This window comes from Roseovarius mucosus DSM 17069 (assembly GCF_000768555.3).
In the GTDB taxonomy this organism is placed as follows: Bacteria; Pseudomonadota; Alphaproteobacteria; order Rhodobacterales; family Rhodobacteraceae; genus Roseovarius; species Roseovarius mucosus.
The window spans coordinates 423,902-436,796 of sequence record NZ_KN293975.1 but is presented as its reverse complement, the minus strand read 5'-3'; the positions used below and the strand labels follow the sequence as shown (position 1 = coordinate 436,796).

Sequence of the window (12,895 nt, the reverse complement as noted above, 5' to 3'; positions counted from 1 at the left end):
GCATTTTGTTGCAATCGCTATCCCGCGCTTGGCCCCGGGCGCGCGACAGGCTAACAGTTGCCGCAAAAGGAGGGCACCGCCCATGTCAACCGCCAAGACCCACACCGAGGCCCAGATCGAAACCCCGACCGAGATTGCCCGCGGCGTGATCCGGATCGAGGCCGAGGCCCTCAGCGCCCTCCACTCCGCAATGCCCGCCGATTTCGACGCGGTTGTGGCCAGTCTGCTTGAGGTCAAGGGACGGGTCATCGTCTCGGGCATGGGCAAATCGGGCCATATCGCCGCAAAAATCGCGGCCACCATGGCCAGCACCGGCACGCCCGCGCAATATGTCCACCCCGGTGAGGCAAGCCATGGCGATCTGGGCATGATCACACCGCAAGATGCGCTGATCCTGATCTCCAACTCCGGCGAGACCCGCGAATTGGCCGATATCATCGCCCATAGTCGCCGCTTTGCGATTTCGCTCATTGCCATCACCAAAAAGCCTGACAGCACCCTCGGCCAACAGGCCGATTTCCTGCTGACCCTGCCCAATGCGCCCGAGGCCTGCGCCATCGGCATGGCGCCAACCACCAGCACCACGTGCACACTGGCCTTGGGCGATGCCCTCGCCGTGGCCCTGATGCGCCTGCGCGGATTTGAGCGTGAGAACTTCCTCGCCTTTCACCCCGGTGGCACGCTTGGCGCACAGCTTTTGCGGGTGTCCTCGGTGATGCACACCGGCGCCGCCCTGCCTATCGTGAGCGCTGATACCCCAATGGGGGAAACCCTGATCGAGATGACCGCCAAGGGCTTTGGCGTGGCGGCGGTTGTCGAGGAGGGTCGGCTCTTGGCGGTGATCACCGATGGTGATTTGCGCCGAAACCTGTCGGACCTCATGGCGCGCACCGCCGGAGAGGTGGCAACGCGAAATCCCCGCAGCATCCTGCCCGAGGCACTCTTGTCCGAGGCATTGGGGGTCATGAACACCCACAAGATCAGCGCGCTCTTTGCCGTGGACGAGACCGGGCAATTGCGCGGCCTCGTTCATATCCATGACATCCTGCGCGCCGGGGTCGCGTGACCCCGGTTCAGGCGCTCAGAAAGCTCGCATAGGGAATGTAGCGGACCGGATCACCCGGTTGAATGGTCACAGCTCCGTCCGGCAGCTCGACCAAGCCTTCAGCCCAGCTCAGGCCACTGATCCGCCCTGATCCTTCCGATGCGAAAACCTCGACCCGCCCCTCACGGATACGCGCACGCAGATATTCTCGGCGGCCCGGTTTCTTGCGTTTCTCAAACGCGGCCGGCACGTCAAGTCCCTGAGGCATAGACCACCCCGCCCCGGACAAGAGTCGCAGCGCAGGCCGCGCAAAGATCAGCGCGCAGACGAGCGCCGCCACCGGATTGCCCGGCAAGCCAAAGACCGGCACGCCCCGCCAGAGACCAAGCGCCAGCGGGCGCCCCGGCTTGAGCGCGATGCGCCACTGGGCCATCGCCCCCGCCTCGTTCAGCAAGGCCGATACATGATCCTCATCCCCAGCAGACGCCCCACCCGAGGTGAGGATCGCATCGGCATTCTCAGAGGCATGATCAAAGGCCGCACGCAGGGCCGCGCGATCATCGCCAATCCGCCCCAGATCGAGCGGCGCATAGCCCATCTGTTGCATCAGCCCCAAGAGCATCGGACGATTGGCATCATAGATTTGCCCGTCGCTGGCGGACACGCCCGGTTCGACCAACTCATCCCCCGTGGACATCACCGCAACACGCAACTGGTCATGGATGGGCAAGTCCGAGAGTCCCACCGCGGCGCAGAGTGCCAGATCGGCGGGGGTAATGACCCGGCCCGGTTCCAGCACCGGCGCGCCTGCCGCCACATCCTCGCCCGCGCGGCGGGTATTGGCACCGGGCTTGAGACCAGAACGAAACGCGATGCGCCCCTCGTCCAAGGTCACATCCTCTTGCAGGATCACGGTATCGACACCCGTCGGCAGGGCCGCCCCCGTCAGCACGCGGATGGCATAACCCGGCGGCACCGTACCGGAATAGGGCACGCCCGCAGCCGCGCGGCCCTGAACGAGCGGCAGCACCTGATCGCCGGTGGTCAGGCTGGCATGGGCAAAGCCATAGCCGTCCACGGCCGTATTCGCCTCGGGAGGGTTCGCGCGCGGGGCGGTAATCGGGGTTGCCAACACGCGGCCCAACGCCTGCGCCAGAGGCGCGCGGCTCTGGCCCACAACAGGGCGCAGCCGGTCGCGCAACAGGGCGAGCGCGTCATCCACCGGCGTCCAATCCACGCCTGCAGGCAGCGCAAAGCAATCGTTGCGCAGGGGCGGCGGTTTGAGGGTGTCCTCGCAGGCAGCGATCAGTTCTGCCTCATGTCCCAGCCCCAGTATCCAGCCCTCCTCGGGCGCGTCCACCGCCAGCATCTCGGTCAGCCGGTCCGGGGACATGCGGGCCAACGCACGCGCCATCAAGCGCACCTGATGCGCGTCGCGGATGCCGCCCTGCGCCTCGGCCCGTTTGACAGCGGGATTGATGAGGCCGGGCCAAACCTCGACCAGTGCCACAGGCTTGTCCAACACCTCAAATGGCCAGACAGACACCTGCCCATAGAACCTACGCCGCAATCGGTTGAGCACCGGTAAACCGGTCAGCACCTGCCCGCCCACGGCGCCTGCGCCCCCCATCTGCCAGCAGGTAAAGGCCCCCTTCGCCTGGGCCTCGGCTGCGCGCCGCTCAACCATGCCATGACCTGCGCGCGTATCCTTGCGCGGCAGGTCGGCAATCTCGCGCTTCACCCCGTTGAACCAGAAGGGGCCCACACCGGGAAAGCGGCGGTTGATCTCGCCTGCCACGTCAAAGCGGTTATTGGCCTGCGGCCCATCCTCGATCACCGTTTCCAGCCAGTCCCAGACCGCAAAAGGATTGTCGCACCCGGTCAGCCCCCGCGCGAATCCCGCTGGGAACCCAAACGGAAAATCCACCCCGATCAACAGCCTTCGGCCCGCCGCAACCTCTGCCTCAATCAAAGACACCAGCGCCGCCTCGGCCTCGGCCCGGTTACGCAGGTAACTCGGGGCCTCGTCCACCCCGTTGCGCGTGATCCCCAGCCAGATCGCATCCTTGCACGGTTGCGGCCCGGTGTCGCCACCGCCCGACCAATCCAGCATTGCGATGGTGTCAAACGGGGTCACAAGCCCACCTCTGCGAGAATGAAATCTGCAATCGCCTTGGTATCGTCAAGGTCGAACAGGGGACGGTCAATGGTCAGGGCCGTATCGCTCGCCACCGCACGGATGGTGGGGTCATCGCGTGCAATCAGCGGATTGCCGGTCTCGGCGCGGAACGCTTCGACCTTGGGGTGGCGGTCGCGCTTGTAGCCCTCGACCAGCACCAGATCGACGGGGGCAAGTTTCTGCAGCAGGCTTTCCAGGCTTGGCTCTTCATCCTCCCGCAGTTCATGCATCAAGGCAAAACGATTGCGCGACGCCAAGAGCACCTCGGTCGCACCGGCGATGCGGTGGCGGTGGCTGTCCTTGCCGGGTTGGTCCACGTCAAAGGTGTGATGGGCATGTTTCACGGTAGAGACAGTATAGCCGCGTCCGGTGATTTCCGCCACCAGTCGCTCCATCAGCCCGGTTTTGCCCGCGTTCTTCCAGCCGGTAACGCCGTAAATCCTCATGCTGATATTCTCCTGCGCGCCGCTTCCAGATCTTCGGGCGTGTTGACGTTGAAAAAGGGATCGGATGTGTCTTCGAACACCGCTTCGCGCCCGCCATGCCTGTCGGTCCAGAGCACCACCTTGCGCAGCCCGTCCAACAGCGCCGCGCGCAGGTCGTGGCGCAACGCCGTGGGCCATAGGCCAAAGGTGGGATGGCGAACCAGACCGCTGCCGCTCATGGATTTGGTATCCGTATCACCGCGCGGTGTGGCAGCAAGAGCGAGCGGATGTGCCATGCCCTCTGCCGTCTGTGTGAGCTGCGCGACAAGATCGGTCGGAAAAAACGGCGTGTCGGCGGCGACGGTGACGATCGCCTCGGCCCCCTGGCCCGCTGCCCAGTCGAGACCGGCCAGAACCCCCACCAAAGGCCCGGCGAAGCCGGGGATCGGATCGGGCAGCACTGGCAGGCCAAAGGCGTCGAACCGCGCCGCATCACCGTTGGCATTTAGCGCCATCGCCCCCACCTGCGGCGCCAGACGGTCCATCACATGCGCAAGGATCGGGCGCTCATCAAGGGCCAACAGCCCCTTGTCGCCGCCACCCATGCGCGTGGCCTGCCCCCCTGCGAGGATGACCCCGAGGGGCCGGCTCATGCGTCGGCCCCTTTGCGGCGGTGTTTCCTGTCCTCGTCGCCCACGCTCTCGGGATCCGCGTCCCGCAAAAGACGCTCCTCACCCGACAGACACACAAACCGCTTGCCGCGCATCCGGCCAATCAGCGTCAGCCCCACCTGGCGCGCGATTTCCACGCCCCATGCCGTAAAGCCCGAGCGCGAGGCGAGCACCGGAATCCCCATCATCGCGGTCTTGATCACCATTTCCGAGGTCAGACGCCCCGTGGTGTAGAGCAGCTTGTCGCTGGCCGCGACGCCCTCGCTCAGCATCCAGCCCGCGATCTTGTCCACGGCGTTGTGGCGGCCCACATCCTCCATATAGACCAGCGGGCGGTTGCCTTGGCAGAGCACGGTGCCGTGAATCGCGCCTGCCTCAAGATAGAGCGACGGCGTGCGGTTGATCACGCTGGCCAAGGCATAGAGATCAGAGGTTTTCACCGTCACGACCGGCAGCGTCACGCCCTCCAGCCCCTCCATCATGTCGCCAAAGACCGTGCCCACAGCGCAACCGCTGGTGCGGGTCTTTTTCTTGAGCTTTTCCTCGTAACTGGTCTGGCCATCGGTGCGCACCACGACGGTTTCCAACTCGTCATCATAGTCAACACCCAGAACCTTCTCTTGCGGTCCCAGCATCCCCTGATTGCGCAGGAAACCAAGCGCCAGATACTCAGGGTAATCGCCGATGGTCATGGCGGTCACGATTTCCTGCGCGTTGAGGAAAATCGTCAAGGGCCGTTCCTCGACCACAGAAATCTGCGTGCGCTTGCCCTCATGGTCGATCCCCTCAACCGCGCGCGTCAGACGCGGGGCGGCAGGATCGGGCGCGATGATATAAGACAGAAGGTCCTCGGTCGTGGCCAATTGCATCTCCTTCTGGCATTGGATAGGCGGTGTTAGGGCACAGGGTCAACTTAGGGGCAAGCGGTGCATAGGCAAACCACCAATTCGACCTATTGGCAAGGCGTGCGCGACGGCGCACCCTTCATCCTGGTGATAGTTCCTTTTTCGCTGCTCTTTGGCGTGGTGGCCACCGAGGCTGGGCTTAACGTGTTTGAAACGCTCAGCTTTTCGGTTCTGGTGATCGCAGGCGCGGCGCAGTTCACGGCGCTGCAACTGCTCAGCGACGGCGCGCCCACGGCGATTGCGCTCATTTCAGCTTTAGCAGTCAATCTGCGGATGGCGATGTATTCCGCCTCTCTCACCCCGTATATCGGCGGGGCGAGTTTGGGTCAGCGCGCCCTTGCGGCCTATTTCACGGTGGATCAGAGCTATACCTGCGCCATCGTCGCCTTTGAGAAGAACCCCGGTTGGTCGATCCCCCAGAGGCTTGCGTATTTCTTTGGCGTGGTCACGCCCATCTGCCCGCTCTGGTATATCTTCACTCTGGTCGGCGCGCTTGTGGGCACCTCGATCCCCGAGGGGCTGGCGCTTGATTTCGCGCTACCGATCACGTTTCTCGCGATGATCGCGCCGATGCTGCGTACGCCTGCGCATCTGGCGGCGGCTTTTGTGTCTGTGACCCTGGCGCTGGTCTTTGCGTTTCTCCCCTATAACCTCGGCCTGCTGGTCGCGGGCCTTGCGGGCATGATGACCGGCGCGCAGGTGGAGCTGATCCTCGAGCGGCGCAAGGAGGCGCGGCTGCCATGATCGACAAGACAAGCCTCTGGACCGTGATCGTGCTCTTGGGTCTGGGCAGTTTCGGGCTGCGCTTTGTCTTTACCGGGCTGATCGGCGACCGGCCCCTGCCCGCGTGGCTGTTGCGGCACCTGCGCTATACGGCAGTCGCGGTGCTGCCCGGATTGGTGGCCCCTCTGGTGGTCTGGCCGGCGGCGACGGGCGGCTCGCTCGATGCTCCGCGCATGGCGGCAGCACTGGTGACGCTGATTGCGGGCTATGTGCTGCGCAATGTGATTGTGGCAATCCTCTTGGGCGCGGTCACACTCTACGCAGGATTGGCGCTGTTGGGGCAGATATAAGAGCCCTCAGGCAAAAATCTGCGCTGCGTGCTCGGCCATGTAAATGCGCAACCACGGCGTATAGCGCGCAGGGTTCATGCGGATCGCGGCATTGAGCGCATTGAGCGAAATCCAGCGCGTGTCCATCACCTCTTCGGGATTGGGGCTCAGGGCGCAGCGCGCAGGCAGGCGGCACATGAACATATCCACTACCTCATGCTCAATCAGCCCTCCCCCCACATCGGCGCGATACTCGACCTGATCGCGGTGGGTGAGCGTGAGGCCGGTAATCCCCAACTCCTCAGACAGCCTGCGATGCGCGCAGGTCAGCGGGTCTTCGCCCCAATGCGGATGGGTGCAACAGGTGTTCGCCCACAGACCGGGGGTGTGATATTTTTCCAAGGCGCGGCGCTGGATCAAGAGATCCTCGCCCGCCATCACAAAGACCGACACCGCCTTGTGCCGCAGCCCGCGCTGATGCGCCTCGAGCTTGTCCACGGCCACCAGATCGCCGCCGATCCATGTGGGGATGAGCACCGTCATGTTCGGGTTGCGGACACCAGCCGCGTCAGATGGGCGAGGTTCTTCAACCCGATCTTGAGATGCGCCATGGGCCGCGCCTTGACCAGTTTCTTGTTCATATAGGCCTCGAATGTCAGCCGCTGCACGTCAATGTCATGGCAGAGTGAGACAAAACGCTCGCGCCGCTCGTCGGACCTATAATAGGCATTTTGCATCGACGCCAGAACCCGAAAAACAGTCTTGTGCTCGCGCATGAACAGTTGCCGGGCCAGTTTGAGATCGCGCACACGCCCCGAAGCGAGGCATGCGCTCGCTGCCGTCGCGGCCACCCGGCCGCCAACCATGGCGTAATAAATCCCCTCGCCCGAGGACGGCGCAACCACCCCGGCCGCATCGCCCGCCAAGACCACGTCGCGGCCATTGTCCCAGCAGTCCAGAGGCTTGAGCGGGATCGGCGCCCCTTCGCGCCGGATCGTCGGGCAATCGGTCAACCCAGAAGCGGCGCGCAAATCGGCGGTTGCCCGTTTCAGATCGACATCCTTGACCATGCTGCCCATGCCAACACTGGCCGATTTGCCATGCGGAAACACCCAACCGTAGAAATCCGGCGAGATCGCCCCGTCATAGATCACATCGCAGCGTTCGGGATCATAGACAGCGGTCGCGGCAGGGGCCTCGATGATCTCGTGATAGGCGATGACATAGGGAATGCGCTCAGCCCCCGGCACCTCGTCGCGCGCCACGTTCGAACGCGCCCCGTCCGCCCCGATGATCAGCCGCGTGGACAGGCTGCGCTCATTTCCCGTGACCTTGTCGCGGTAGATCACCGCCGGGGTTGGCCCGCTCCGGTCGATCCGCAGATAGGTGCCGGTAGCGCGCACGGCACCGGCCTGTGCCGCACGAACACGCAAGAATTCGTCGAAATGCTCGCGGTCCACCATCCCGACAAAGCCGTTTTCGATGGGAATATCGACATGCCGTCCCGTGGGCGAGATCATGCGCGCGGTGGTAATCCTGGCCACGATCTGATCATCGGGCAGATTGAAATCGGCAATGAGGCGCGGTGGGATCGCACCCCCGCAGGGCTTGATCCGCCCGGCGCGGTCCAATAGCGCCACCTTATGCCCCGAACGGGCCAAATCTTCGGCTGCTGTGGCCCCGGACGGACCGCCCCCGATAACGACGACATCAAACATGGTCATTCCCCCGGAACAAGTGCCGCGCCCCGGTCGCGACCGTGATCAATCACCCTGAGCGCCATCAGCGCCGAGAGCACGAATAGACCGGCCTCAAGGAAAAAGACCGTGCCAAATGCCGAGGCATCCGTATCGGACACAAGGCGCATGAGATCGACCGAGGCCGCGCCCATCAGGCCGCCAAAGCCTGCGGCCATCGCCTGCGCCGCCCCCCAAAGCCCCATGCGCGTGCCTTCGCGCGCCTCGCGCCCCTGCCCCGCAAGAGCCATCATCGCGCCAATCGCGCCCACCGCGAACATGCCGTTAAAGAACCCGAGCACGACGACGATCGGGACGAGTGCCGCCGCCGTGCCCGAGGCCCCGAGCAGCGCAATCGCTGCAAGCGCCGAAGCCGATCCCAGACAGCCCGCCACAACCCAGTGCCGGATCGAGCCAAGGCGCAGCCCAGTCGCCGCGACCCCGACCGTCAGCATCCCAAGGAACACCCCGCCATTCTGAGCGCCGCTCAGTTGGGTGGATTGGCCGGGGGTGAAATGAAACACCAGCCCGGCATAGGGCTCTAGGATGAGTTCCTGCATGAAATAGGCGGTCATCGACAGGAATACGAAGATGGTAAAAAGCCGCGCCTCGCGCTCGGCCCAGATCTCGGCCAGCCCTTCGCGAAAGCGCACCGGCGCATCGGCGCGGGCAGGCTGCGCCCCGACACGCGCCTCGATGCCGTGAATGGCAACCGCCGTCAGCACGACCGCACCAACCGCCACGACACCGACGATTTCCAACAACAAGGCCGGGCTGTAGGGATCGAGAAACCCGCCAACCACGGTCGCAGTCACGGCGATGCCGCCGATCATCATGAGCCAGGTGATCGTGGCGGCCGCCGCCCGGCGTCGTGGGGCCGTGGCCGTGGCCAAGAGCGCCAAGAGCGACGTGCCCGAGGCACCGACGCCCACACCAATCAGCGCGTAGGCGAGGATCGACAGCGCCAGACCGAGGCCGAATTGCGCGTCCATCAAAACGACAGCCAACGCCGCCAGATACCCGCCCGAGGCCAGCACCGCCATCCCGCCGATGATCCACCGCGTGCGATGCCCGCTTGTGTCCGACAGATAGCCCCAATTGGGCCGCGTGATCTGTATCCCGTAATGCAGCGCCACCAAGAGGCCCGGCAACACCGCAGGCAGCGCCAATTCCACCACCATTAAGCGATTGAGCGTCGATGTGGTCAGAACCACCACCGCGCCAAGGCACATCTGGACCAGACCCATACGGAAAATTTGTAGCCAACTCAGCGTCATGGCGCGCCTCCGATCATGCGCAGGGCAAAGGCCGCGATCATCATGCCGGTGACATAGGCCATCACGCCTGTTCCGTTATACCAAGGCGCACGGCCCTTGGGATCAGAGAGAAGAATACGCATCGCCCAGAACTGGCCAAGCACAAGCACGCCAATTGCGGCAGCATGCCACGGGCGGCCCCAGGCGAGCAAAAGGCCAATCACCGCCAGTTGCGGCAGGGCCATGACGATACAAGCCACGCGCGCCGCGCGTTCCGGGCCAAGGGTGACGGGCAAGGAACAGACGCCCATCTGACGATCGCCCTCCAATGCCTTGAAATCATTGAGTGTCATGATGCCATGCGCGCCGATAGCGTAGAGCGCCGCAATCGCGATGACCGGTCCGCTTGGTGCGCCCGCGGCCAGCACCGCCGCCCCAGTGAACCACGGCAACCCCTCATAACACAGCCCCACAAGGCCCGGCCCCCAGACGCCCGACCGCTTGAGGCGCACCGGCTCTGCCGAATAGGCCCAGGCCGCCAGCACGCCGAACACTGTCGCGCCAAACCCCCACGGTCCGAGAAACGCCCCCATCCCCAACGCCAGCACCGACATCGCAAGAGCCACCCACAACCCCCAACGCCCCGGCACGCGGCCCGAGGGAATCGGGCGGTGCGGCTCGTTGATCGCGTCCACATGCCGGTCGCACCAGTCATTCGCAGCCTGACTCATGCCACAGACCACCGGTCCCGCCAGCACCATGCCAAGGATCACCAGACCCCAATTGTTCAAGGGAGAAACGCCCGACGAGATCACACCGCACAGATAGGCCCAAATCGGGGGGAACCATGTGATCGGCTTGATCAAGGTCAGCAGGGCCCGAGGCTCTGGCAGGCGGCGCACGATGTGTAAGGACTCTGTGACACTCATGGTGTCAATTAAACTATACATTCCATCGCGAGGGAAGGGAATTCTCTGAAACAGGCGTTCACAAACGCCTATTCGTCATCCTGTGCGTTGATCAGCCCGAACTTGCGCAGTTTGACATAGAGGCTCTGACGCGACAGGCCCAGCATCTCAGCCGCAGCAACCCGGTTGTTGTTGGTCAGGCGCACGGCGGTTTCGATGCACATCTTTTCGACCACGTCCGACGTCGCAGATACCAGTTCCTTGAGCGACGCGGTGCCGACAAGATCCATGACATTGCGCATGGCCTCTTCGCTGACCACTGCCGAGGCTTCTTCGACGCTGGGCAGATCGCGGGGGCTGGTGTCGCGGATGATCAGGCCAACGCCCAGATCGGCATTGCGTCCGCGCAGACGTGCAGCGGAAATATCCACCGACGTGCGCGTGCCCACAATGCTCTGGACCTGCGCGGCATAGCTGCGCATGCGCCCTGTTTTGCGGGTATTGTCGAGAATAAGCTTGAGGTCGACGCTGCCGCGCGACAGGAAATCCGCCATCGAGCGCCCCTGTACGTCGCGCAATTGCGCCGCATCGGACAACACCAAGAAGCCCTCGTTCGCATCCCGAACCAGACCATTGGAGTCGAGCAACACGATCGCATCGCTGGCCGCCTCAAACAGCGCCGTGAGCGATTGCGCCGACTCGGGGCGTGCCGCCTCTTCATCCTCGACCGGCGCCATCCGGCACAGCATCAACACCTCACCGGAGGCGCGAAAGAAATCCGGGCTCAATTGCACCAGACGCCCATTGCGCCGCGCAACAGCCTCGACCCCTGTGATCTCGTCCGAGGCCGCAGCAGCACGCAACTGGTCCATGAACCCGCCCCGGCGCTGCCCCTCGAAGGCCTGCGCGAATGCATTGCCCGCCAGCACGTCCCGCTTGGACCCAAGCAAGAGTGCGCCCGCGGAATTGATGTCACGAATGCGCCCCTGATCCGGCTCGACCAGCACAAGCGGCGTCTCCGATGCCTCAAGCACAACCCGGTAACAGGTCTCGATGCCGCGAAACTTCTCTAGCTCGCGCTCGCGTGCCATTTGCTCGCGCACCAGGCGCTGCTGAATCTCCGCCAGCGGCTGCATATCGCGCCCAAGCAAGAGGACGCCGCCACTGTCAGGCTCGCAGTGCAGCGTGTAGCGCACCGGGAATTCCCAGTTTGCATTGTCGCGATGGTTCATTTCGATAGGACGCGGCAGGGCATCGGGATCAGCGCGCATCTCGGCCAGTCGGGCATCAAACTTGGTGCGGCTTTCTGTGGTCAGGAAATTGCGGAAATCCCGCCCCACCCAATGCTCAAGACTACCAAGTTCTGGCAAATCCGGGCTCACTGAAATGGCCGTCACACGTGATTTGTCGTCGAGCATGACCGCGATGTCAGATGCCTGCTCGATCAAGCGATCGACACTTGATGACCCGGGCAATCCACCCGTTAGGGGCCGCTCAGACGTCCTGTTCTGCTTCGTCACGCTGCTATCCCAACTCTCGCGCGCAGGGCGCGCGGATTACGTGTTTGCGTCGATTGACAACGGATCAACTACGGATGCAAGACCACACAGCTCAATCGCTTCCCGTGCTGTCCGTACTGCAAAATCCGCGCCAGTCCGCTTTTCCACTTCCCTCGGCTTGTCCACCAACCGCCCCCCGATGACGATGGGCGGACAACTGTCCAAATTAGAACGTAGGTAATCTATCAATTCCGTCAATTGTTCAAGCGTTTTCAGACTGCCCGCCGTGATACCGGCCATGGCGAACCTGCCGGAGCCCAGCAGGTGTTTCAGCTCCTCATCCTCAAGCCCGATGGCCATGTGAACCCAAATACCATGTCGGCGGAACTGATCCGCCGCGACAAATGCGCCGATCGAGTGATCCTCGAATGTCGGCACGATCATCAGCACCGATTGACCAAGCGGGATACTGCGATCCATCCAGCCGCCCAGATCAGCCGCATCCCGCGAGCGGAACAGCGCCTGAAGCCGGGCCGCGCCGACGGTCACATCGACAAAGCTGGCCTTGTCCTGCACCCACATTTCGCCCAGAAAGCGCGCGGCATCGGGCACATAGGTCTGGTAAATCTCGCTCGACGAGATGCCGTTGGCCACCATCGAGGCGATGACGCGCTGATGCGCCGCCTCGGACTCGTCAGTCAAGGCCGCACAGAGCCGCGTGATCCATTCACCACGGCTCTTGGGGATATCCCCGCCCTGCTTGTCGAGCGCCACCTTTCGCAAGGCGGATTCGACAAGAAACCGTATCCCTGATGCTTGCGGACCAGACCCGCTGTCGTCGGGTTCCCTCATGCGTTGCCCTCCCAGGCGACCCTACTATCCCGCGATCCTCTGCGTATCGCTATACTGCGAATCGCACACGGGACAAAGGGGGGCGCGTTTCCTGCTCCGTATAACTAGTGTGCGGGCGCAGGGATCAAATGTCAAATTATCCTGACAGACTCGGGCAACAAATCAGACCTCCACTCCAATCCCTCGCGAATTTGGCTAAACTGCACGAATATTGACCGATCCAGCGCCCAAAAATGCCGCTCCCGCCGCACAGCACCGCGCTTGCCCGGACGCCGTCCAGATTGCATGACAAGTTATCCGGGATCAAAAGTGTAAATTATAATTGACACATTTGACCCTCAGGACGTAGCATCAAGACAGGCCAGAG

General features: G+C 63.5%; 13 protein-coding genes. 3 read left to right on the top strand and 10 right to left on the bottom strand.

The genetic code is table 11. The annotated features are described in order from the left end of the window. Nucleotides 1-82 precede the first annotated feature (82 nt). Nucleotides 83-1,066 (top strand): KpsF/GutQ family sugar-phosphate isomerase, encoded by a 984-nt coding sequence (locus ROSMUC_RS02180; RefSeq protein WP_037269045.1) that lies wholly within the window; start codon nt 83-85, stop codon nt 1,064-1,066. Between the two features lie 7 nt (nt 1,067-1,073). On the opposite strand, the gene ROSMUC_RS02175 is transcribed toward ROSMUC_RS02180, so the two are convergent. The 4 genes from ROSMUC_RS02175 to fdhD are packed head-to-tail and all read right to left on the bottom strand — an operon-like array spanning nt 1,074 to nt 5,189. After that, nucleotides 1,074-3,182 (bottom strand): molybdopterin-binding protein, encoded by a 2,109-nt coding sequence (locus ROSMUC_RS02175; protein ID WP_206018415.1) that lies wholly within the window; start codon nt 3,180-3,182, stop codon nt 1,074-1,076. Next, complete coding sequence (mobB, locus tag ROSMUC_RS02170; RefSeq protein WP_037269042.1) at nt 3,179-3,670, bottom strand: molybdopterin-guanine dinucleotide biosynthesis protein B; 492 nt, start codon at nt 3,668-3,670, stop codon at nt 3,179-3,181. Before mobB ends, ROSMUC_RS02175 begins: the two co-directional genes overlap by 4 nt. Then, a complete protein-coding gene (mobA, locus tag ROSMUC_RS02165) occupies nt 3,667-4,302 on the bottom strand; it encodes a molybdenum cofactor guanylyltransferase MobA (protein WP_037269039.1) in 636 nt (211 codons plus the stop codon). Before mobA ends, mobB begins: the two co-directional genes overlap by 4 nt. After that, nucleotides 4,299-5,189, bottom strand: a complete 891-nt coding sequence (gene fdhD / locus ROSMUC_RS02160) for a formate dehydrogenase accessory sulfurtransferase FdhD (RefSeq protein WP_037269037.1) — start codon at nt 5,187-5,189, stop codon at nt 4,299-4,301. The genes mobA and fdhD overlap by 4 nt, the downstream gene beginning before the upstream one ends. Nucleotides 5,190-5,246: 57 nt before the next feature. Here fdhD and ROSMUC_RS02155 point away from each other — a divergent pair, with 57 nt between their 5' ends. Together ROSMUC_RS02155 and ROSMUC_RS02150 are read left to right on the top strand one after the other, a co-directional pair. Next, on the top strand, nt 5,247-5,969 hold the full coding sequence (locus tag ROSMUC_RS02155) for an AzlC family ABC transporter permease (RefSeq protein ID WP_037269034.1): 723 nt from the start codon (nt 5,247-5,249) through the stop codon (nt 5,967-5,969). Further along, nucleotides 5,966-6,298, top strand: coding sequence for an AzlD domain-containing protein (locus ROSMUC_RS02150; protein ID WP_037269032.1), 333 nt, complete (start codon nt 5,966-5,968; stop codon nt 6,296-6,298). Before ROSMUC_RS02155 ends, ROSMUC_RS02150 begins: the two co-directional genes overlap by 4 nt. Nucleotides 6,299-6,304: 6 nt before the next feature. Here the strand turns inward: ROSMUC_RS02150 and idi are convergent, their stop codons facing one another. From idi to ROSMUC_RS02120, 6 genes are all read right to left on the bottom strand, one after another. Beyond that, nucleotides 6,305-6,820, bottom strand: a complete 516-nt coding sequence (idi, locus tag ROSMUC_RS02145; protein ID WP_037269029.1) for an isopentenyl-diphosphate Delta-isomerase — start codon at nt 6,818-6,820, stop codon at nt 6,305-6,307. Further along, on the bottom strand, nt 6,817-7,995 hold the full coding sequence (locus ROSMUC_RS02140) for a geranylgeranyl diphosphate reductase (protein ID WP_037269027.1): 1,179 nt from the start codon (nt 7,993-7,995) through the stop codon (nt 6,817-6,819). Before ROSMUC_RS02140 ends, idi begins: the two co-directional genes overlap by 4 nt. A 2-nt stretch (nt 7,996-7,997) precedes the next feature. Then, the gene (locus ROSMUC_RS02135) at nt 7,998-9,290 is read right to left on the bottom strand and encodes a BCD family MFS transporter (RefSeq protein ID WP_037269024.1); all 1,293 of its coding nucleotides are present in this window, start codon (nt 9,288-9,290) and stop codon (nt 7,998-8,000) included. Further along, nucleotides 9,287-10,198: a chlorophyll synthase ChlG gene (gene chlG / locus ROSMUC_RS02130; RefSeq protein WP_037269021.1), complete on the bottom strand. Its 912-nt coding sequence runs from the start codon at nt 10,196-10,198 to the stop codon at nt 9,287-9,289. The genes ROSMUC_RS02135 and chlG overlap by 4 nt, the downstream gene beginning before the upstream one ends. A gap of 68 nt (nt 10,199-10,266) precedes the next feature. After that, on the bottom strand, nt 10,267-11,625 hold the full coding sequence (ppsR, locus tag ROSMUC_RS02125; RefSeq protein ID WP_102105852.1) for a transcriptional regulator PpsR: 1,359 nt from the start codon (nt 11,623-11,625) through the stop codon (nt 10,267-10,269). 108 nt (nt 11,626-11,733) lie between these two features. Then, the gene (locus tag ROSMUC_RS02120) at nt 11,734-12,528 is read right to left on the bottom strand and encodes a cobalamin B12-binding domain-containing protein (protein WP_245875094.1); all 795 of its coding nucleotides are present in this window, start codon (nt 12,526-12,528) and stop codon (nt 11,734-11,736) included. Between the last annotated feature and the right edge of the window lie 367 nt (nt 12,529-12,895).

Coding starts and splice junctions, on each gene's coding strand:
- idi (WP_037269029.1), bottom strand. CDS start 6,820: ATGACGGTGCTCATCCCCACATGGATCGGCGGCGATCTGGTGGCCGTG.
- ROSMUC_RS02150 (WP_037269032.1), top strand. CDS start 5,966: ATGATCGACAAGACAAGCCTCTGGACCGTGATCGTGCTCTTGGGTCTG.
- ROSMUC_RS02135 (WP_037269024.1), bottom strand. CDS start 9,290: ATGACGCTGAGTTGGCTACAAATTTTCCGTATGGGTCTGGTCCAGATG.
- mobB (WP_037269042.1), bottom strand. CDS start 3,670: ATGAGGATTTACGGCGTTACCGGCTGGAAGAACGCGGGCAAAACCGGG.
- ROSMUC_RS02120 (WP_245875094.1), bottom strand. CDS start 12,528: ATGAGGGAACCCGACGACAGCGGGTCTGGTCCGCAAGCATCAGGGATA.
- chlG (WP_037269021.1), bottom strand. CDS start 10,198: ATGAGTGTCACAGAGTCCTTACACATCGTGCGCCGCCTGCCAGAGCCT.
- ROSMUC_RS02140 (WP_037269027.1), bottom strand. CDS start 7,995: ATGTTTGATGTCGTCGTTATCGGGGGCGGTCCGTCCGGGGCCACAGCA.
- fdhD (WP_037269037.1), bottom strand. CDS start 5,189: ATGCAATTGGCCACGACCGAGGACCTTCTGTCTTATATCATCGCGCCC.
- mobA (WP_037269039.1), bottom strand. CDS start 4,302: ATGAGCCGGCCCCTCGGGGTCATCCTCGCAGGGGGGCAGGCCACGCGC.
- ROSMUC_RS02180 (WP_037269045.1), top strand. CDS start 83: ATGTCAACCGCCAAGACCCACACCGAGGCCCAGATCGAAACCCCGACC.